Source organism: Salinibacter sp., from assembly GCF_036626415.1.
In the GTDB taxonomy this organism is placed as follows: domain Bacteria; phylum Bacteroidota; class Rhodothermia; order Rhodothermales; family Salinibacteraceae; genus Salinibacter.
Genome location: NZ_JAZKRW010000003.1, coordinates 1 through 20576, shown reverse-complemented (window position 1 = coordinate 20576; position 20576 = coordinate 1). Strand labels below are relative to the sequence as shown.

The window sequence follows — 20576 nt, the reverse complement described above, 5'->3', positions numbered from 1 at the left end:
TCACCTGGGAGAGCCTTGAGAGAAGCAGGCTGCCGTGATGAAGAGCGCTCTGGCGCAGCAAGGCTCACAGTGTACGGCTGCTGGCAGCGGAGGGGAGGAGAGAAGACACCCGATCCTTCGAATGAGAGCACGAGGGCTGCTGCCGACGAGATTCGGCGACCGGGGGGTGCCACCGCTACGAACGGTCGTACACGTCGTCGATGAAGTCCTTGAACCAGGCGGGGCGCGCCAGGAGCACGTACGCCGCCAAGAAGGGAACGAGGGGGACCATGAAGAACGCGAGGTCCGCCGCGATAATGGCGATGGCAATCAACCAGATCTGACGCTCAGGAATGGCGGGGGAGAGAACCAAGACGGGGAGAGCGGACGGGACGTGTAGACGCCTCCCGACCGAAAACGTTGCGTTTGGGCGGTGGGCCTGGACTGCTCCGATTTCGGGCGTACGTCGACCGGCGCAGCCGCCCGGTGGTGCAGGTGGAAGACAACGGGCCCGGCATTCCGACGGACGTGCAGGAAAAAATCTTCGTTCCCTTCTTCACGACGAAGGAGGACGGCTCCGGCATCGGCCTCAGTCTCTCGCGCCAGATCATGCACCTGCACGGCGGCAGCCTCTCCGTCCGGTCCGAGGAAGGGGAGGGGGCGGTGTTTACCCTGCGATTCTGAGTGTGGATCTTTGTGTGTTGCCGATTCGATGAGGCAGGGGGAATGGACGTGACTCGTGAAACGTGATGCGTGACGTCTCTGCTCCCTCACGGATCACTCCTCACGCATCAATCAGGCGCTCCCCACCGCCGCCTCCCGGTGTTGGCGGCTGATGAGCTTCCACTGCTCCGTCTGGAAACGGTAGTAGATGACCGCAGCGGGCACGGCCGTCTCGGCAAACAGGGTGCCGTACAGTCCCCAAATGCCGAGCGGCGTGACGGCGCCGAGGTAGGCCAGGGGGAGGGCAAAGACGAAGAGGCCCAGCAGTTGGCCGTAGAAGGGCCATGTGGTGTCGCCGCTGGCGCGGAGCGGCCCCATTGCGCCGTTCATGACGCCCCAACACAGCACGCTTACGCAGGCCGCCCGGATGAGGGCCGTCGTGGTGGCCCGCACGGCGCCGTCGTCCACGAAGAGGGCACTGACCGGGTCGGCCACAACGAAGACCGCGGCCCCCACCAGGGCGTAGGTGGCGACCGTGAAGCGGAGGGTGTCGCGGGCGTAGCCGTCGGCGTCCTGCTCGTGGCCCGCGCCGAGGGACTGGCCGACGAGGCTGCTGGAGGCGAGCCCGAAGCCCCACCCGGGCGTGTTCATAAGGGCGCGGACGCGCAGTGCGACCACGAAGGCGGCCACCATGTTGGGCCCGTACAGGCCCACGATGGCGAGTAGCGGAAACTGTCCGCCGTTCTGGGCGACCTTTCGCAGGGCCAGGGGCGTCGCAATGCGGGTGAGATGGCGGGCGTCCGCCGCGTCCCAGTACGGAGCGGACCAGTCGATGCGGACCGGCAACGCTCCCACGACCGGGAGGCGCCCCGCGGTGAGCCCCCACCCAAGGAGAAGCACGCCGCCGATGCTCCCGAGAACCGTGCCCAGGGCCGCCCCGACCACACCCAGGTCGAAGACAAAGATAAAGACGGCGTTCAGCCCGACGTTGATCACGGCCCCTCCGGCCCGCACAATCATCGGCGTCCAGGCGTCGTCGGCCCCGATGAGGGTGCGGCTTCCGATGAGGTTGAGGGCCGCGAAGGGCATTGCCAGGCTCGCGACGCGCAGGTAGCGGGTGCCGTACTGGATGGCCTCTTCGCCTGTCCCGATGAGCCGAATTAGCGGCTCCGGAAGCGTCCAGAACACGACGACGAGGGGCAGCGTGACCAGGAGTGCGGCCACCACACTCACCTTGACCGCCCGGTCGATCTCGTCGTACCGCCCGGCCCCGTACCGCTGTGAGACGAGGCTAATCGTTCCGCCGGCGATGCCGCCCCCGAGCATGTACGTCATGGTCCAGTACGGCACCCCGTACCCCACCCCCGCGATGGCCGCCGGTCCCACGGCCATGCCCACCATCGCCACGTCGGCGGTCGCCTTCGACATGCGCGCCAGGCCCGTCAGGATGCGGGGCCAGGCCAGGTCCGCGATCCGCCGGGCCCGTGCGGCCCCGATGAGTTGCAGGTGGGCCAGAAGGCGCCCAATGCCCTCAACGGTGGCGCGGATCGGATTTGGCACAAAGACGGGGGTGAACGTGAGAATTTCGATGGGCGACGGGCACGATGCCCACACAATGCATTGCAACCAGAAAGGGCACTCTTGGGGCCGAGTGGTTGTTCGGGCGCGTCGGTCACAATGAACGCTCAGTCCCAAGAATAACTCATTTCTGCCATTCCCCTCACGTGCTCTTGACCTGCGGACGCGGATGCGCCCCGCCCTCGGCCTCGAACCCCCACTCGCCGGGAATGTGAGACGAATGCAATGACGTCCATCAATCGGGGGCGGGACGCGTTAGGGCATCGTACCCTGTAGTCTTTGTCTGTCCTAGTGTCCCGCCCCAATGTTGCTTTCCTACCTTCTGGCCGCCCTCGTCCTGGTCGCCATCGGCGTCGTCGTTCGTACCTTCAAGGTGGTAAAAGAGTACGAGCGGGGCGTCAAATTCATGCTGGGGAAGTTCGTCCAGGTGATGGAGCCGGGGCTGGGCACGGTCATCCCGCTTATTCAGTCCTGGGAACGGGTCGACATGCGCGTGAAGGCAGTCGACGTGCCGCGACAGGAGAGCATTACCCGGGACAACGTGACCGTCGAGATCGACGCGGTGATCTACTACCGGGTGCGGGACGCCAAGAAGGCCATCCTGGAGGTGGAGGAGTACATGTACGCGGTGCAGCAACTGGCCCAAACCACCATGCGCAACATCGTGGGGGAGGTGGACCTCGATGCGCTACTCGCGGAGCGGGAGCGGATCTCCCGGCAGATTCGCGAGATCATCGACGAGGCCACCGATCCCTGGGGCATTGCGGTGCAGTCGGTGGAGCTCAAGGACATCATCCTGGCGGAGAACATGAAGCGCGTCATTGCGCGGCAGGCGGAGGCCGAGCGGGAGCGGCGGGCCGTCACGATCCAGGCGGAGGGCGAGCTGGAGGCGGCCCAAAACATGGCCGACGCGGCGAGCACGCTCAACACGGAGGAGGGCGCCCTGCACCTCCGCACGCTGCAAACGCTCAACAGCCTCAGCAGCGACGACTCCAACACTGTCATCTTCGCCGTGCCCACCGAGGCGCTGCGGGCCTTGGAACGCATTGGCGCGGACGAGCGGGAGGAGGAGAGTCCCTGACCGTGTGCAAGAAAAGAGGCGATTGCAGGCCCTTTCTCCCTTTCCCGCCCCCGCCCACCACGAAGGAATGAAGACGGTCCGCTGGCCGGGGGCCTCGCTTCTCGGTCGCCGACGCAGGGCGGGCCGGAGTGCCACTCGCGGAGGGCCTCGAACCCCGTAGAACCTCACACCCCTGTCGCGGTGTACGGACGCGCACTCCATTCCCCCAGACTTTTCGCTTCCTCGGCGCCCGGTTCCGGGCACCTTTTGGAGAACCTTTGTCGGTACCGGCGGCGGGACGGAAAGAACCGACCTTGCGCTGGGGACACGGAGTCGTTCAGCCATCTACTCGGCCAACTGTCGCATGGATGCGACTGCCCGAACAAATGACCTCCGCCGCGTCCAATCCTTCCTTGCCCTTCTGATTCATGTCTCTTAGCCTCGACGACTACGACGTTCTCACGTTTGACTGCTACGGCACGCTCATCGATTGGGCCGACGGGATCGCTACGGCCCTGAAGCCGATCCTTCGCGCCCACGATGTGACGCTTGACGATGAAGAGCTCTTCCGCCACTACGGAAGGTTCGAGCGTGACGTGGAGTCCGGCAGCTACGTTTCCTACCGGGAGGTGCTGGGGCGTGTCCTGCGACGATTTGGGGATCGGTTCGGTTTTACCCCGACGAACGTGGAGACGGAGCGCTTCGCTGGTTCCGTGCGAAACTGGCCCCTCTTCCCAGATACGAACGAGACGCTGCGACGGCTGAGCGACTCCTTCCGGCTTGCCGTCGTCTCGAACGTGGACGATGACCTCTTCCGGGACACGGCCCGGCATTTCGACGTAGACTTCGATGGGGTGATTACGGCGGAGCAGGTGGGGGCCTACAAGCCGGCACTGGATCATTTTGAAATGGTGTTCACCCGCCTCGGGGTGCCGCCGAACCGTGTCCTCCACGTGGCCCAAAGCGTGTACCACGACGTGAATCCCGCGGGCCGCCTCGGCCTCTCGTGCGTGTGGGTGCGGCGGTACGGAGAGCGCTTCGATCCGTCGGCCCCGCAGACCGAGCCGGTGCGCACGGTGCCCGACCTCACGAGCCTTGCCGACCTGCTTCTCGAGTAACGGTGGGCGACGTGGGGCGAAGGGACGCTGAGGGGCGGATCCCAGTCTGTGCCTTTCTCGGAAGGGAAGTGCTCGTCCCCCCTCCAGCGCTCACCGTTCGCGGGGGAGGGGGACGCGTGTTCTTCGTGCCCAGTGCACGGCCCCCGAGGCGCGCTGGCCTTTCGATCGAGACGCGGCGTCAGTACGCGTACTCGAAGAGCAGATTGAGCTGCAAGGACTGCTGGTTGCTTCGAGAGCGAAGCTGGAGGTAGTTGTTGAGCTGGTATTCGAGCGTCACGTCCGGGATGAGGGTCGTCGACTGCGTGGACGTCTGCGACGAGGGGGCGAGCACGGGCTGCTCGATCGACGCGAAGAAGCGCGGGGTGAGGTAGCGGCCCACCGTCAGGTACGACGTGCCCCCCGTGCGCACGTCGAGACGAACCACGTCCAGCCCGAGCTCACTGGCCGCGAGGTTCTCGACGAAGTTGGACGCCTGGCCAAGGGCGACCTGCGTGGCGAGGCTGCCCCCCTCCGCGTTGCCGCTGAAGAGCGCGTCGGCCGGGCGCCCGGTGGCCAGGTAGGAGAAAATGTTGCGTGTGCTCATGGTGGGCTCCGACGAGAGAGAGGGCGATAGGTTGTCCGGGCGGCCAGAGAGGGACAGGGTGATGCGCACCTCGGAACTCTGGCTTCCCCGTGCCCGCTGGTCGTACACCGCCGTCAGGTCGAGGTAGGGCGTAAGCGGATCGCCATTGAACGTGAGCGAGCCCTCCGTAATTTGGAACTCCTGGCCGAACTGTCGGAGTGTGCTTCGGCTTTCAAGCACCTCGATCGTGCCAAAGACCTGAGGGTCCTGAAGAGGAGACTTTTGCACGTCCAAGTCCCCCGTAAATTGCACGTTCATTTCCGGGTTGCTGGTCGAGCGGAGCCACGTATTGCTCTGAATTTGCACGTTGAGGTCCAGCGCCATGGCCTCGTAGGCGTCGAAGGTTGTCGTGTCGGCCGACGTGAGCTGCAAGCCGAAGCGCTCTTCGAGCGTCAGCTGGTCCTGTGACGTTAGCGTCACGGCCCCCATGGCGGCCGCACTCTCGGCGAGGGCTTCGGTGTAGTAGACGCTGCCGCTTTGGACCTGCATATCGCCCGATAGCACCGGCCGCCTGACCGTCCCCCGCAGCGCGATGTTGCCGTCTATCACGGCCCGCCGGTAGGCCGGGGTATTGATGGCCAGGAAGTCGGACGCCTCCAGCGTGAGGTCGTACTCGCCAACCGTAAGCTCTGGGAGGGAAATGGTGCCGTTGGCGCCCAGCGAGCCGTCGTTGGAGGTGCGGAGGCGAGCGCTCTTGAGGGTCAGCTCGTTCCCGGCCAGTTGAAGCTGGGCCCGGCCGTCCTGGTACGTCGTATTGATGGGGGGGAGCGACGCGCCTGCGCCGGCCACGGAGGCAGTCCCTGAGAGTTCGGGGGCGCCAAGGGTGCCCTGGACCCTCGCATCGGCGGTCAGCGTGCCGGTGATCGAGCGGACCGTGGCCGGGTCGAAGAAGGGGTCCACCCAATCGAGTGGAAACTGGTCGGTCGAGGCCTCGATCCGGACGGGCCGGTCGGAGAGGGAGGTGGGAGCAGGGGCTTGGAGACGAAGGTCGGCGGGCACTGAGCCGCTCACCGTCAGCGCACGCCCCTTCCGGTGGGACAGACGCGCGTCGAGGCTCGCACTCAACTCCTCGTAGGCCACGTCCAACTGGAGGGTCCCGACCGCCCGGTCTTCAGAGCGGAGGTCAAGATCGAGGGTGCCGTCGAACACTGGGGCGGTCGCTGCGCCGGTCAGGCGGACACGACCCGTCGCCGACCCGCCGAGGCCCGACAGTCCCAGCAGCGGGGCAATGCCGCGGAGGCGCACCTGTTCGAGGGACGCAGTGAAGTCCTGGGTGCCGGTTGGATCCACCACGCCGTTCGCCTCAATGCGCTGCGCCCCGTCCTCCAAAAGAAGGGCGTCCACCCGGTAGGCCGTACCGATGGTGATCGAGGCCGGGCGACGCAGCGACCATTGGTCGGGGCCCAGGCGGGCCGTAAGCCGGCGCAGTTCGAGCGTCGTCGAGTCGGCTGTCGGCCGGATGCGGGTGTCGGCCTGCACCCGGCGCTTGGAATCCAGCTGCACATCCGCCGAGAGGTCGACGGTCGTTCCGTCGTAGTCGGCCTCGACGTGGGTCCGGGTGGCAGTGAGGTCGAAGGCGGAGAGATACCCGGCGGTCCCCGTGATCGTCGCGCGGTCCAGCGGCTGGGAGGCGCCGCGCTGGCCGTCGAACGACGCGGTGGCGTCGCTGAGGCGCATTCCATTGTAGATCAAGCCTTCCAGGTCTACGGTGCCGTCGAACCGCTGGGCTTCTGGGGGGCCGTAGACGTGAGCCGTCAGCTGGCCCGTGCGCAACTGCAGGGAGGAGGTGCCGGCCAGGCGGCGGAGCGGGGCGAGGGAGGCCACCTGGGCCCGAAGCTCAAAGTCCGACGACCCGGCCCCCTGCAGGAGGGCGATCGGACCCGCTCCGTGTCCCTCGAGGACGTTGGATTGTACCTGTAAGGTGTCCACTCGAAAGAGGCCGCGATCGAGGCTCCCCGTCGCCATCGCACTGTCTAGGCGCACGTCGTCCACGCGAACCGCACCGGCCGCGAAGCGGGTCGATGCCGTGAGGCGATCCAGGCGGGCCCCGCGCCCCTCTATGCTCCACCGTGCAGTCCCGAGCCGAGAGCGCGTGGAGTCGAGCCCCGCGAGGGCGCCCAGGTTTATCGACTGAGCGGACGTCCGCAGCGCGTAGGTCGGCGTTTGCGCAAGGCTGTCGAGGCGGCCACGGAGCCGGAGGGACCCACCGGCCACGGCAAACTGTCCGTCCGCCTCCACACGGCCCTGCTCCGTCGTCACCGTCAGGCGGCCGTCGGTGGAGGCCTCGTTGAGGGACGAGGGGCGGAGTGTCAGCTCAGAGCGCACGCTGAGCGCCGGCAACTGCGTGCCCCGAGCGTCCAGCGTGAGTCCGCCCGAGAGGGCCGTCGTCAGGGACGGCAGTCCGGCGAGGGCGCCCACGTCCAGGTTGTTGAACGACCCGTCGGCAATCTGGTACGTGGGCGTGTCGTCGAACGGACGGGCCCGGAGGGGAATTTGGGCCGCGCCCTCCGGGGTGTCGAGCGTGAACGTAGAGCGGAGGCCCCCCTCCCGGAGTCTCAGGTCGAGGGACGCAGTTGAAAGGGTCTGCCGGTTGACGCGGGACGTGTCGACGGTGAGGCCTGCGTCGAGGGTGAGGCTATCGGGACGTGTGCCCTCCAGGCGCCCCCGAAAGGTGCCGTGCAGGGCGCTCGACTGGGTTGTGTCTTGGAGGAAGGGCCCGAGGTCGACGTTTTGGAAACGTCCCTCCGTGAGCTCCACCGTTGGGCGTGCCAAAAAGGGGCGGGCGCGGGCGGCAAGCGACCAGTCGCTGCCATTCAGGCGGGCGTCGGTGTCGGTCGTCAGGCGACCGTCGCGGAGGCGCGTGGTGGTCGTCAGCGAGTCGAGTCGGTGCGGTCCGTAGTGCGAGTCTTGAATGTTGAGCGTGGCCTGCGCCCGCATCGTCGCGGGGTCGAAGCCCTGTCCGTCGCCCGTCAGGGAGGCCGTCACACGGCTGTCGGTCGTGTCGCCCACCAGGGCGGCCACATTTACGTCTTCCAGGCGTCCCGTCTCCAGGGCGAACCGCTCCGATCCATCGAGGGCAGCGTGGCCGGCCCCGCGAAGACGACCGGTTGGGAAGCGAACCTCTCCGTTCGCCCGGACCTCGTAGGGGCGCAGTGCAGCCGTGAGGCGGCCGGACTCGATCGCCTGGGCCCCCACGCGCGAGTCGCGGAGGCGCACGGTGGCGTCGTAGGTGGCCGTGTCCGTGGTCATGGCCTGGCCCTGCACGCGGGCAGTCCCCGTGAGGGCCCCTTCCACCCCGGCGTCCGGGGCCACGGCGGCCAGCGGCAACTCGCGAACCTGCCCCTCCAGGTCCATCGACGGGGCCGCGTCGAAGGGGCGGGCCGACCCGTTCACCGAAAGCCCAATGTCATTTACGGCCCCCCGCAGGGTCAGATCAGCAGCCCCGGCCTGGACGGTCGATTCCAGGGCCAGGTCGGTGGCCTGCACGTCGTAGACGCGAGTGTCGGGTACGGACGCCGACAGGCTGCCGTCCAGCGAGTCGAGCGCCGGCCCCTCCAGCGCCCCCGTGAGGGCGGCCGTGATGCGGTTCTCGGCGGGGTCGGGCGCCCCGATCAGGCTCGTCGTGAGGCGCTGCGCCTCCGCGTCGATGCGGTACGCCAGCGGGGGGCCCTCGGCGGGCGCTTCGGTGCGGGGCGTAGCGGTGGCCTCGGCCGTGAGACGCCCGCCGCCGTTGCGAACCGTGACGTCAGTCGTGAGGGTGAGCTGCTTCCCCGAGCCGGTCAGCCGGGCGCGGAGGTCCAGGGCCTCCTCCGGGTCCACCTCCAGGACGGGCGCAAACGCCGTGAGGTCGCCAAGGACGAGCGGGTCGGCCCGAAGCGAAAGGGCCACGTCGTCGAGCGAGTCGGAGGGCGCCATCGGCAGGCGCGCCGATCCGTGGCCGTGGACGGCACTCCGAGGCGACGTAAGCCGAAGCGTGTCGAGGCGCACCTGCCGCTCCGACAGCGCCCCTCGCGCCGCCAGTCGCAGGTCCGTCGTGTCGGCGGGCAGGCGGGCGCGCAGTCCGAGCGTGTCAAGGCGCCCGCCCACCGACGGTCCGTAGCGGAGGTCTTGTGTCCGCACGGTGAGATCCTGAATCCGGGCCGTCGAGTCGCGTCCTCCCGCGTAAAACTGGGCCGCAAAGGCCCCGCCTGCCAGCCGGAAGCGGTCCACCCGGATCGGAAGCGAGGCGCTTGTGTCCTCGGGGGCAGGCTCGGAGGCGGGCAGGCGGCGTGCCCAGTCCCACGTCGAGTCGGGGGCCTGTCGCAGGGTCACCGAGGGGCCGTCGACCGATACGGTCGTTAGGTGAAGGCGGCCCCGGAGCAGGGCGCCCAGCCGATACTGCACCGCGAGGGTGTCGATGTGTGCCATCGATGCGGGGGCGGCGGCCCCGGAGTCCGGGCGTGTCAGCGATACGTTCGTGAGGCGGAGCGACTGCACCCAGGTGCCGGATGCCCGCTCGACGGTGAGGGTGGTCTGGGGCAGCGGGTTGGCCTGGCGCGCGAGGAACTGTGCCGCCGCGGTCGCGCCGGTCTCCGTCTGCAGTCCCAGCAGCACGAGCCCCACGAGGCCCACGGCCGTGCCGACCACGCCCCCCACGCCCCACAGCAGGCGGCGTCCCCACCGACGGGCCCGAGAGCCCGAGGCGGCATTGGCAGAGGGCTCAGCGTTCGGGGTGGACGAATCGGGGTCGGGGGCCACGACGGAAGTGGAGGAAACGAGAGAGGGAGTGCAGCAGGGCGTTCGGGGGAGCGGTTAGAACGACCGTCCGATGCCGAAGTGGAGGCGGAATCGTTGAAGGGAGCGAGTGTCGACCTCTGACAGCGGCAGCGGGTTCTCGGCCGTTACGGCCGCCCCCACGTCCTCCGCGGCGCGCAGGTCCAGGGCGTCGGGGGTCAGTTTGTACGCAAGGTCGATCCGTAGGAACCCGAACGAGGTCTCGAAGCGAACGCCGGCCCCGGTGCCCACCAGGACCTGCGACGGATCCGTGCTTACCGCAGCCCCGTCGGGCCCCGAAAGAATGGAGGGGGCGCTGGCTGGCGGCGTGAGGTCGAGCGAGCCCGAGGTCACGTAGGCCCCGTCCAGAAAGGCCGCCGTGCGCCAGCTCGACCCGAGGCCGGGAAAAGGGAACCGGGCCTCCAGGTTCAGTCCCACCTTGCTCCGGGCCCCGATCGGGCGGTACGCGAAGCCTTCGCGGAGAATGCTCGACTCCCGGAGGACCTTCCCGCCTGCCAGACGGGACGACCATCCCCGGACGTCACTTCCGCCCCCCGCGTAAAAGAGATTGTCCGAGAACCGGTTCTGAAAAATGAAGTTCTCGCGTCGGTCCGCGGCGGAGGGATTGGAGGGACGCCTCAAGTTGTCAAGGCTTTCGCCGAACGGCCAGGTCGACCCCACGAACACGCGGCTCGCCAGTTCTACGGACGAAGACACCGGGAGATATCCACTCAGCTCGGCGTTCAGCTGGACGAACTCAACCCCGGACTTGAGGAAGAGGCCACCGACCTTGGCGGTGGGACGGAGGATGTATCCCTCGGTCGGGTTCAAAAAATCGTCGGCGGCGCCGAAGGTCCCGTTGAGCGTGAAGATGCTTTTGTTGAAGAGGTCGTCTTCCCCCGTCAGGGTGCCGGGGCGCTCCGGATCCGTCGTCTCCACCCCCGAAAACTGCTGGGTGCGAGAGAGGGAGTGCTGGAGCGACACGGTCCGGTACGGAATGAAGTCGTAAATCAGGGTCGATTCGAGGCCAAACTTGCGCTCGTTGAGGTCGAGGGGGCGGGTGGGGTCCGGCGCAAGAGTGGGGTTGAGGCGCTCCTGCACAAACGGAGACAGGGAGCCGGAAAGGTCCTTCGACAAGATATAGGGCTGACGCAGGGTCAGGGAGGCCCGAAAGCGCCGACTCAGTTCTTGTGACGACGATCGGGCCAGGAAGCTGGGGAGGAAGTCCGGCACATTTTCGGGGTAGCCGGTCTCTGCGATGAGGTTTACCAGGAAGGTGCGGCCGTTTCCGTAAAAGTTACGGTGGCGCCAGCTGCCGTCTAATGTTACCCCCGAGCGGGTGTCGTATCCGACCTCGCCGGAGTAGCTCCGGAGCTTGCGCTCACGGACGCGGTACCGGACCGTCGTCGTGCTATCGCGAGGCTGGCTCGGCACGTCGGCCAGGGCAACACGAAAGAGGTTGAGGTCAAAGAGCTTCTGCTGTCCCTCGGTCACCTCGTCGGCGGAAAACCGATCGCCCAGGGAGAAGGGCAGCTCCCGGAGAATAATGGACCGGTCGACCGACTCGTTGCCCTCCACCTGAATCTCGGAGACAGTGGTGGGAGGGCCCTTGTCGATAAGAAACCGAAGGTCCGCTGCGTACTGGGTCGTATCGACCGACGCGGACGATTGGACCTGGGCGAACGCAAACCCCCGATTGCGGAGCCACCCCTGCACCTGGTCTTCGATCTGGGTTCGCTTGAAGTCGGTGTAGCGTCCCGATATGCCCATTTCGGTGCGCCGATAACGGGCCCAGTCCGCCTGTAGGTCGCCGGGCAGGGTCGCCTCAAGTGGGGTTCTGCTCGACGCCGCTAAGAACTCGGCGTCACGAATCTGGAGGGACGGCCCCTCCCGGATGGTAAAGATGACGTGGATCCGGTTGCGTGAAGAGTCGAGCTGGGAGGCGGGGTAGTCAATCTCCGGCGAGGGGAACCCGTTTTGCTGGTAAAACTGTCGCAGGCGAACGACGTCCTTTTGAAGCACCACCGGATCAAATGAGAGGCGTCGGGCCTGCAGGCCGGGCAGAAACGCGAATCGGTTCCGCAGGCGTGTGAGCGTCCCAGGCCCCGTGGTTCCGATCTGCTCGCGGAGCCGGTCGGGGGCGAACGTCTGCTGGTCCACGAAGCGGAAAGAGATGTCGTGGACCGACGTGTTCACGTCGGCATACCGGAGCGGCGCCTGGGCACCGGCGGGGCGGGCAACCGCAACGAGGCCGGCCAGCAGTGAGACGAGCAGAAGCAAAAGAGGCCGCCGGCTGCCCAGAATGGTCTGGGAGGAGGGGGGCACCGTGATGCAGTGGATGATTGAGGGCCGAAGTCTAGTGACGGTGGGGCAAGAGAGGCAGCAGAACCTCAAGGCGACGGGGGAGACGGAAACCGGGGGCCTGTCTCAGAGGCAGGAGACGAGGGGGCCGGGTCGCCCCTTCCGTCGGGCTCGCCTTTGGCGTTGCCAGTGCCTCCATCGTTCTGGAACGGCAGGCTCACCGCAGACGGCAGCTCTGTACCCGGCAACTCTCCGGCGGTCACGTGCCGGTGCTCCTGCAGCGACGCCACCACGGCCCCGATCATCAGCACCACCCCGGAGAAGTATACCCAGAAGACGAACGCAACGATGAGCCCGAACGTGCTGCCCAGGGCCTCGGTGCCGGTTCCGTATCCGACGTAGGTCGCGTAGTACGTGAAGGCCTGCTTGGCCGTCTCCCAGAGCAGTGCGGCGATGAGGGCCCCCGCCAGGGCGCTTTTCTTCCGGGGGGAGGGCTGGGGCACCAGGTAGTAGAGCTGGAAGAACATGGCGGTCGTGAGGAGAAGGGGCAACAAGAGGCCGGTAATCCAGATGGCCCGTCCCCACAACCACTGGATCCACTGCTCGGAGCCCAGCAACTGCCCGATGATCACTTCGTTCACGAACGAGGGAAGCGATACGGAGAGGCCCACGGTCAAGAGGAACAGAACGCCTACCTGAATCACCATCCGGACGTCAAACAAATAGCCCCGAAGAAGGGACCGCTCCTGGTGCCAGTCCTGCTCGAAGGCATTGCTGACCGCGATCCGTAGGGTAATGAATAAGGACATGGCCGACAGGAACAGCCCGATCCCTCCAATCCCGACGATCGTCGCGCTGGCATCCTGAAGCTGGGTCAAGAAGTCGATGAGCTGCTGGCTCTGACTCCCTGGAAGGAGCTCCCGAATGAACCGCGTGACGGCCGCAAAAGCGTTCTCTCCCTGCAGCACGCGGCCGGCAATTCCAGTGGCGAGGATCACGATGGGCACGATCGTGACCAGCACCTTGAAGGCTATGGCCTGGGCCCACAGAAAGACGTTTTTCTCCGAAAGCTCCAGGTACAGACCGACGGCGTAATACATCGCGCCCGTCCACAGGGACGACCATGTCTTCTGCACAGACGCTGGCAGGTGAGACCAGAGGGACATGTGGCCGGAGCGGATGCGGGGGCATGAGGCAAGCGCAAGAGACACCATTGTACCCGCTGGCCTGCGGTGGTGATTCCTTCTCTGCCTCCGAGCGGCGTGGGGCACCGGGGCAATCAGTGCTCAATCAAAAATCGGCCAGAACACCCCAAATCGAAATTGTTGGGGCGGAAGGGGGTAGACGGGGACCACGAAGGTGCCGGGCTGAAGCTGGGTGCCGGCCTGTATGTTCTGGAACGTGAAGAAGAGGGTCGCGCTGCGAAATTGCACCTCCGCTCGCACGTCGACCGTTCCGTTCGGGCCCACGCGCCCCCCCGGCGTTTCCGGGACCGGACGATCGCGAGGCGGCACGACCAGGCGCCCCGTCGGGGGGTGAAACCACCGGCTGTTCATGGCGCTCCACCCTCGCGCCTGCACGTACAGGTCCGTCGTCAAATCGTTGAACAGAACGAACCGCGCCCCCAGCCGCGCCCGGCCGAACGCGCTGGGCAAGGTGCGGGCGAGGCGGGCGTGAAGGGGCGAGGCGTCGGCGTTTAGCGTCTCCAGGAGGGTGCCCTGGCCGGTGGCGTACAGGCCTCGACGGGCATCGTTGCGCCACCCCAGAGACACAGTGGCCCCTACCCGCTGGACGGGCGTGGACGTCTGGCGGGCGGCGACCGTGTCTGTGATCGCATCGAGCCCCGTGCCCTCCGGAGACACGGCGTACAGGTCGACCGCATTCTGAATCCGGTGCGCAAACCCCGTCACCCCGAGGTCGAAGGGGCCGAGCTGCGTGCGTCCCCCAATCGTCCCCTCCAAGAGGCGGTCGGCGGCCCCGCCGCGGTCCCCAGGCAGGGGCTGGACGTGCCCCGCAAACCCCTCGTCTTCGATCCACGCGCTGCGTTGTCCAGTCGCCCTAATGGAGGCGGTCCACCGAACGGGCCCGGCCGGATGCCGAACCCGGGCCGCGAGGGAGGGGTAGCGCTGCTGAGACGTAACGTGGCCGCCCGCGTTGAGCACCAGGTCGGTGCGGCCCACGCGGAGGGAGTCGCGGAGACGGGCGTGGACGGCGCCCCGGCGCCCATCGACCGTCGGCAGGTTGGTGTTCTCCATGCGCCACAAAGACCCCTGCAGGCGTCCCGTGAGGGAATGGCGGCCGATCCGGAACGACTGTTGGGCCCGGACGTGCCCGCCGCTCATTGGCGCGGTCCAGGTCGTGTCGGTGTCGCCCCCGGTGGAGCGAAAGTCGAAGGTGTGGGTCGTCCAGCGGGCCGACACGTCGGTGGGGCGGGACAGGCCCGGCACCAGCGGCCCCTGCAGGCGGGCCGTCAGGTCGTTGCGCACCGTCTTGCGGCGGTCGTCCGGCCGGCGAACGTTGGAGGCCGCGAGGGGAAGCGCGTAGACCGACGCGAACGGGGCCCCGGACGCAGGGGTGGCCCCGCCGTGGGCCCCGACGCGATAGAGCGTCGACCGGTCCGACAGCGCGACGGTCCAGTCGTTCGTCAAGTACCGGAGGCGGCCCCAGATGCGCCGCTCGGTCCGGAGGGCGCTCCCGTCGTAGATGCCGTCGGCCTTCCGGCCGCCGTACCCGAACGTTAGGTGGAGCCCGCCCGGCCGTCCGAAGAGGTCAAGGCGTCGTTTCTGTGAGTGTCCCACCTCGATTGCGTGCAGCCCGTCCCGGTCGAACCGGTACCGCAGCTCGGTCACCGGGCGCTGGGGGGCGTAGGCGCGCCACGACGTGTGCACGCCCACGGCGCCTCCGCCTGGGTCGGGGCCGGTTCGCGGACGATCCAAGAACGACGGCGGCAGCAGCTCGAACCGGGGGCGGCCCGTAAGCGGATCGTCAAACGAAAAGCCGTCGTGCCAGAGGTGTACCCGATGGGGGGCAAGACCGCGCGGGCTCCACCCGTGGGGCCACCCGTACTCTCCGAGATCGTAGAGAAAACTCCCCGGCTGCTCGGCCAGCATGGTCTCCACGCTCACGTGCGGCCGCCGGCCCGGCAGCGAATCGGAGCGAACCCGGCCGTACACCGGGGGTGCGTCCGGCAGGGGACGAAGGGATTCCGGGCGTGCCGCGGTCGTGTCGGACGGGCGGCGGCCGGGGGGCTCGGCAGGAGGGCGCTGGAGCGTATCCTGCGCGGCGGCGTCGGTCGTGTCCGCCTGTGCATGTGCGCCCCGGGCCAGCACCAACGCGCTCCCCAGCGCCACGCCCCCGACGAGAAGAAGCCCGAACAGCAAGCGCAAAGATGATCGGAAGGCGGAAGGCATGGCCGCGAGGCGTCGGGAGCGAAGACGACCGAGGATCGGTCATTCGTCCGGGAAGAGGCCAAAGAGCCGGCTCTCAATCTGGTTCAGCACCACGCGTCGGTCGTCTTCCTCCCCCACAAAGTCGAGCTCGTCCACGTCAATGATCAGCTTCGGCCCGCGATCGTACTGGTCAATCCACTCTTCGTAGTGTCCTTGCAGGCGCTCCAGGTAGTCGATGCGGATGGTGGATTCGAACTCGCGCCCCCGTTGTTGAATGTGATCGACGAGGGTGGGCACCGACGCCCGGAGGTAAATGAGCAGCGACGGCGGCTGAAGGTACGTCGTCATGATGGTGAACAGGTCCGTGTAGTTGTCGTAGTCCCGGGCGCTCATGTGGCTCATCTCGTAGAGGTTCCGGGCAAAAATGTGGGCGTCCTCGTAGATGGAGCGATCCTGCACGACGGAGGCCTCCCCCTCTTCGATCCGTTGCAACTGCTCGAACCGCTTCGACAAGAAGAAGACCTGCAGGTTAAAGGACCACCGACGCATGTCGTTATAAAAGTCGCTGAGGTACGGGTTGTCGTCGACCTGTTCAAAGACCGTTTCCCAGCCGTAATACTCGCCCAGCACCTTCGTGAGGGCCGTTTTTCCGGCGCCGATGTTGCCGGAGATGGCCACGTGTTTTGGAGACTCGGAGGTGTCCGCGGGGGTGTTTTCCATAGAAAGATAGGTCGTGCCTCAGTTGATCATGCCGCGTAGCAATCTAGAAGGACCGCGGCAAAATCGACATGGCGCCCCGATCTTTTTTGTGCGAAGACACGAAGGGACGAGTCGGGCTTGTGGGGAGGCCTTGCCGATCTCGACCAACGCGAATGGGCGCGGGCCCCACGGCGCCGCCCCGGGAGGCACCTACGGAGAGGAGAGGCCGGCACGGATCCGGGCCACCTCCAGACGAAACGGGCCCGCCTGCTCGTCGGCGATTAAGAAGCCCAGGGTGCGGAGCTGGCCGGGGCGGAAGGGCGGGGCGTCGGGCACGGTCGTGCCCCGCCGGTAGGGCGTGAGGCTGCGGAAGGCGACAGACAGAGTGCTCCAGTGCTCGGGAGGCTCGAGCGGGGCGCGGTAGCTGATGGAGCCGCCCGCCTCGGTGTAGGTCGTGAGCCAGTACCGCTTGCCATCGCCACGCAGGCGCAGCTGGAGCCCCTCGTGCCCGCTCAGATCATACGGGCCTTCCGGGGCCCGCACCGAAGCGAACCCCCCGCCGCGATCGAGCGACACCGTGCCGGTGAAGGCCGCCCCCTCGTCGCCTGCGACGAACGCGCTCTGAGAGACGCCGCCCATCACCGGGTCGTCGATGCTGCGCCACGCACCCGGGGCGTCGGTCGAGAAGTCAAAGAGGAGCGTAGACATGTTAGCAGACAAAAATGCAGGTCCTCGCGCAACGTCCCTGGCATGCACGCACACGCACCGCCGCCGGGACCGGACGCCGTCCTCGGGTTTTACTCGCCCCAGAGGCCGGCCTGGGTGTACGGGCTGCCCTCAATCGTCCAGTCTGCCACCTGCAGGTAGCGGCGGTCTTTGTCGAGGGCGGCGATGGCGTCCATGTCCGCGTCCGTCAGCGTCAGGTCGGCGGCGGCCAGGTTGTCCCGAATGTGACTGGGGGTTGTAGACTTTGGGATGACGACGGTATCACGGTGCAGGGCCCAGCTAATAAGCACCTGCGCGGGCGAGGCGTCGTGGCGGTCCGCGATCTCGTGGATCGTGGGGTCCTCCATCAGCACCGGCTCGTCGTCGGCCTTCATCTCGTCGGGCCGGTCGCCGGAGCCGAGGGGAGAATACGCGGTGAGCGGGATGCCCTGCTCGTCGGCAAAGGACAGCATGTCGGGCTGCTGCAGGTAGGGGTGCAGCTCAATCTGGTTCATCTCCGGCGTCACGTCCCCGACATCGATCAGGTGCTGCAATTTCGGAATGTTGAAGTTGGAGACGCCGATGTGGCGCACGAGGCCATCGGCCTTGAGCTCTTCCAGTGCCGCCCAGGTGTCGGCGAGGGGAACCTCATCGAGCGACACGAACTCGTCGGTCGACGCGGGATAGTCGGTGCCGTGTGTGAAGGCCACGGGCCAGTGAATGAGGTAGAGGTCGAGCGTGTCGAGCTGAAGGTCGTGGAGCGTTTGCTCCAGGGCGGGCCGGACGTGCTCCGGGGCGTGGGCGTCGTTCCACAGCTTGGAGGTCACCCACACGTCCTCCCGGTCCGCCACGCCGGTCTCGAACGCGTCGGTCAGGGCGTCCCCCACCTCGGCTTCGTTCTTGTAGATTGCCGCACAGTCGATGTGGCGGTAGCCGACCTCTAGGGCCGTCTTCACGGCCTCGTAGGCCGCGTTCGGGGCCGACTTCCACGTGCCGAGGCCGAGCAGGGGCATCTCGTCGCCGTTCTCGAAGGATATGGTCTCCATGAGTGTCTGGGGCGTTGAGTTGAAGGGATATGCGATCCGTCTTGAAGCTCCTGGCCCCCTGAATGATCCGTGCTTCGTGGGGGGATGCGGGCCCGAGACAGAGCTTTGTCAAGCAGCGAGGGCCGTGCGAAGCGCCGTGATGAACCGATCAATCTCGCCGGTGGTGTTGTAGTAGTGCACCGAGGCCCGCACGAGGTCCGGCAGGGCGCGCGCCTCGGCATCGAGTCGGGTGGAGCTGGGGGGAGAGACGGAGACGTTCACGTGTTGCTCCCGCAGCGCAGCCTGAAGGGCCGCCGCGTCGTTCTGCTCGGCGCTGAACGTCGTGATCCCGCAGCGAACGCGCCCCTGATCGTGGACCGTGACGCCGGGGACCTTTTCCAGTTCCGTGCGCAGGGCGTGGGCGAGGTGCTGGTTGCGCTCAAAAATGGCGTCCAGCCCCCGGTCGAGGGCGTAGTCGACGGCCGCCCCGAGGGCCACCTGTCCGGCCACGTGGCTCTCCCAGGTCTCAAACCGACGGGCATCCGGGTGGATCTCATACTCGTCGGGGGCGGTCCAGGTGGCGGCGTGCAGGTCGAGGAGGGGCGGCTCGATGCGTTCGATCCAGTCGTCCCGGACGTAGAGAAAGCCGGTGCCGCGCGGGCCCCGCAGGTACTTTCGTCCCGTGGCCGAGAGCATGGTGCACCCGATCTCGTCCACCGGCAGCGGCATCTGCCCGGCGGACTGGCACGCGTCGAGCAGGAAGGGCACCCCGGCATTCTGGGCCACGGCGCCGACCTCCGCGGCCGGATTGACGAGGCCGCCGTTCGTGGGGACGTGGGTGAGCGCGATGAGCGCCACGTCGTCGTCCATCTTCGCCCGGAGCGCCGCCACGTCCACCTGCCCGTGCGGGTCGTGGGGAAGCACCTCGACGGACGCGCCCGTCTGCTCGGCCACCTGGAGGCAGGCGATGTGGTTGCTCGCGTAGGCGGACGGGGAGGTCAGAATGCGGTCGTTGGGCCCGAACGACAGGCCGTAGAAGGCCATGTCCCAGGCCCGTGTCGCGTTTTCCACGAGAGCAATCTCCTCCGTCTCGCACCCCAGCATCCGGGCGATGGCGTCGTACGTGTGATGAAGCTGCGCCTCCGCCTCGGCCGCGGCCTCGTAGCCGCCGATTGTCGCCTCCCGTTTCAGGTGGGTCACCTGCGCGTCCACCACCGGCTGGGGCGGCAGCGCGGCCCCGGCGTTGTTGAAATGGAGCACAGTGTCGGTGCCGGGGGTGTCGGCGCGGAGGGCGGGGAGGTCAAAGCCCATCTGGAAGAAGGCGGCAGTGAGGCAAAGGGGAGAGAATCCCATACGGGTGCTCAGTGGGCCCGTTCACGGCCGAGCATCCCGTGCATGAGGCCCGTGCTCTGTCCACGCGCGCTCACGCCAGAGATGAATGTGGAGGTTCTGGAAAATGAGTGAGACGGCGGTAACAATTGCTCTGCTCCCCGTACACCTTGTAGTCTGTCTAATCTCAGAACCGACCCCCTGTACGTCCATGGCGACGGCAACCAACCTCGGCTTCCCCCGCATCGGTGCCCACCGCGAACTGAAACGCGCGGTCGAAGGGTACTGGAACGGCGACTTTACGAAGGACGAGCTCCGCGACTCGGCCCGGGCCCTCCGCGAATCGCACTGGGCCACCCAACAGGAGCTGGGGCTCGACCTCGTGCCCTCCAACGACTTCTCCTATTACGACCAGGTGCTCGATGCCTGCGCCATGGTCGGCGCCGTGCCCGAGCGGTTTCCGTGGGACGGCGACACGGTGGGCCTTGACACGTACTTTGCCATGGCGCGCGGCCTGCAGGAGAAGGACCTGGAGGGCGAGGAGTCGGGCGTGCAGGCGATGGAGATGACGAAGTGGTTCGACACGAACTACCACTACATCGTCCCCGAGTTTTCGCGGGACATGAGCTTCTCGCTGTCGTCGACGAAGGTGATCGACGAGTACGAGGAGGCAAAAGCCCAGGGCGTGGAGACGCGCCCAGTCCTCATCGGGCCGGTCTCGTTCCTGCTGCTCGGCAAGACGCAGGAGGAGGACCTCGACGCGCTCGACCTGCTCGACGACCTGCTTCCGGTCTACGCCGAGGTGCTGCAGGAGCTGGCCGACGCGGGCTGCGAGGCCGTGCAGCTCGACGAGCCGAATCTCGTGCTCGACCTGAGCGACGCGGAGCAGGCGGCCCTCGAGACGGCGTACGAGGCGCTGGCCGACGCCGCCGACCTCGACCTGCACGTCGCGACCTACTTCGGCGGCCTGGAAGAAAACCTGCCGACGGCCCTGGACCTGCCGATCGACGTGCTGCACCTCGACCTCACGCGCGGCGAGGGGCAGCTGGCCGACGCCCTCGACCACGGCGTCCCCGACGACCTGGCGCTGTCGCTCGGCGTCATCGACGGGCGCAACGTGTGGCGGGCCGACCTCGATGCCCTGCTCGACACCGTCGAGACGGCCACCCGTGCCCTCGGCCCCGATCGCGTGCTCGTGGGGCCGTCCTGTTCGCTGCTTCACGTGCCGGTCGACCTCGACACGGAGCCGGCCCTGAGCGACGAGATGAAGACCTGGTTCGCCTTCGCCACGCAGAAGATCGAGGAGATCGTGGCGCTGGCCGAGCGGGCGGACGGACACGAGGAGGCGACGGAGGC

12 protein-coding genes and 2 pseudogenes are annotated in these 20576 nt (G+C 67.2%); 4 read left to right on the top strand and 10 right to left on the bottom strand.

Translation table 11 applies throughout. The features are described 5' to 3' along the window. Positions 1–175: 175 nt before the first annotated feature. Positions 176–352, bottom strand: coding sequence for a hypothetical protein (locus V5A20_RS00985; RefSeq protein ID WP_332326552.1), 177 nt, complete (start codon positions 350–352; stop codon positions 176–178). Between the two features lie 83 nt (positions 353–435). On the opposite strand from V5A20_RS00985, the pseudogene V5A20_RS00980 reads away from it, so the two are divergent. Then, positions 436–663, top strand: a pseudogene (locus tag V5A20_RS00980) (ATP-binding protein); the annotation flags it as partial. Between the two features lie 111 nt (positions 664–774). Here the strand turns inward: V5A20_RS00980 and V5A20_RS00975 are convergent. Further along, a complete protein-coding gene (locus V5A20_RS00975; RefSeq protein ID WP_332326550.1) occupies positions 775–2202 on the bottom strand; it encodes an MATE family efflux transporter in 1428 nt (475 codons plus the stop codon). A gap of 322 nt (positions 2203–2524) precedes the next feature. Here V5A20_RS00975 and V5A20_RS00970 point away from each other — a divergent pair, with 322 nt between their 5' ends. Further along, positions 2525–3301, top strand: a complete 777-nt coding sequence (locus V5A20_RS00970; RefSeq protein WP_332315647.1) for a slipin family protein — start codon at positions 2525–2527, stop codon at positions 3299–3301. Positions 3302–3708: 407 nt separating this feature from the next. Next, a complete protein-coding gene (locus V5A20_RS00965; RefSeq protein WP_332315648.1) occupies positions 3709–4398 on the top strand; it encodes a haloacid dehalogenase type II in 690 nt (229 codons plus the stop codon). Between the two features lie 178 nt (positions 4399–4576). Here the strand turns inward: V5A20_RS00965 and V5A20_RS00960 are convergent, their stop codons facing one another. From V5A20_RS00960 to V5A20_RS00925, 8 genes are all read right to left on the bottom strand, one after another. Further along, positions 4577–9757 (bottom strand): translocation/assembly module TamB domain-containing protein, encoded by a 5181-nt coding sequence (locus tag V5A20_RS00960; protein WP_332315649.1) that lies wholly within the window; start codon positions 9755–9757, stop codon positions 4577–4579. A gap of 54 nt (positions 9758–9811) precedes the next feature. Next, on the bottom strand, positions 9812–12097 hold the full coding sequence (locus V5A20_RS00955; protein ID WP_332326549.1) for a BamA/OMP85 family outer membrane protein: 2286 nt from the start codon (positions 12095–12097) through the stop codon (positions 9812–9814). A gap of 65 nt (positions 12098–12162) precedes the next feature. Continuing rightward, positions 12163–13239 carry a YihY/virulence factor BrkB family protein gene (locus tag V5A20_RS00950; protein WP_332315651.1) on the bottom strand — a complete coding sequence of 359 codons (1077 nt, stop codon included), beginning with the start codon at positions 13237–13239 and terminating at the stop codon, positions 12163–12165. Between the two features lie 120 nt (positions 13240–13359). Beyond that, on the bottom strand, positions 13360–15483 hold the full coding sequence (locus V5A20_RS00945; protein ID WP_332315652.1) for a putative porin: 2124 nt from the start codon (positions 15481–15483) through the stop codon (positions 13360–13362). Positions 15484–15522: 39 nt separating this feature from the next. After that, positions 15523–16182 carry a deoxynucleoside kinase gene (locus V5A20_RS00940; protein WP_332315653.1) on the bottom strand — a complete coding sequence of 220 codons (660 nt, stop codon included), beginning with the start codon at positions 16180–16182 and terminating at the stop codon, positions 15523–15525. Between the two features lie 189 nt (positions 16183–16371). Then, positions 16372–16869 carry a CIA30 family protein gene (locus V5A20_RS00935; protein ID WP_332315654.1) on the bottom strand — a complete coding sequence of 166 codons (498 nt, stop codon included), beginning with the start codon at positions 16867–16869 and terminating at the stop codon, positions 16372–16374. An 89-nt stretch (positions 16870–16958) separates the two neighbouring features. Beyond that, complete coding sequence (locus V5A20_RS00930; protein ID WP_332326548.1) at positions 16959–17912, bottom strand: aldo/keto reductase; 954 nt, start codon at positions 17910–17912, stop codon at positions 16959–16961. Between the two features lie 108 nt (positions 17913–18020). Further along, on the bottom strand, positions 18021–19202 hold the full coding sequence (locus V5A20_RS00925; RefSeq protein WP_332326547.1) for an aminotransferase class V-fold PLP-dependent enzyme: 1182 nt from the start codon (positions 19200–19202) through the stop codon (positions 18021–18023). 229 nt (positions 19203–19431) lie between these two features. Between V5A20_RS00925 and V5A20_RS00920 the strand changes: the two are divergent. Further along, positions 19432–20576, top strand: a pseudogene (locus tag V5A20_RS00920) (5-methyltetrahydropteroyltriglutamate--homocysteine S-methyltransferase); the annotation flags it as partial.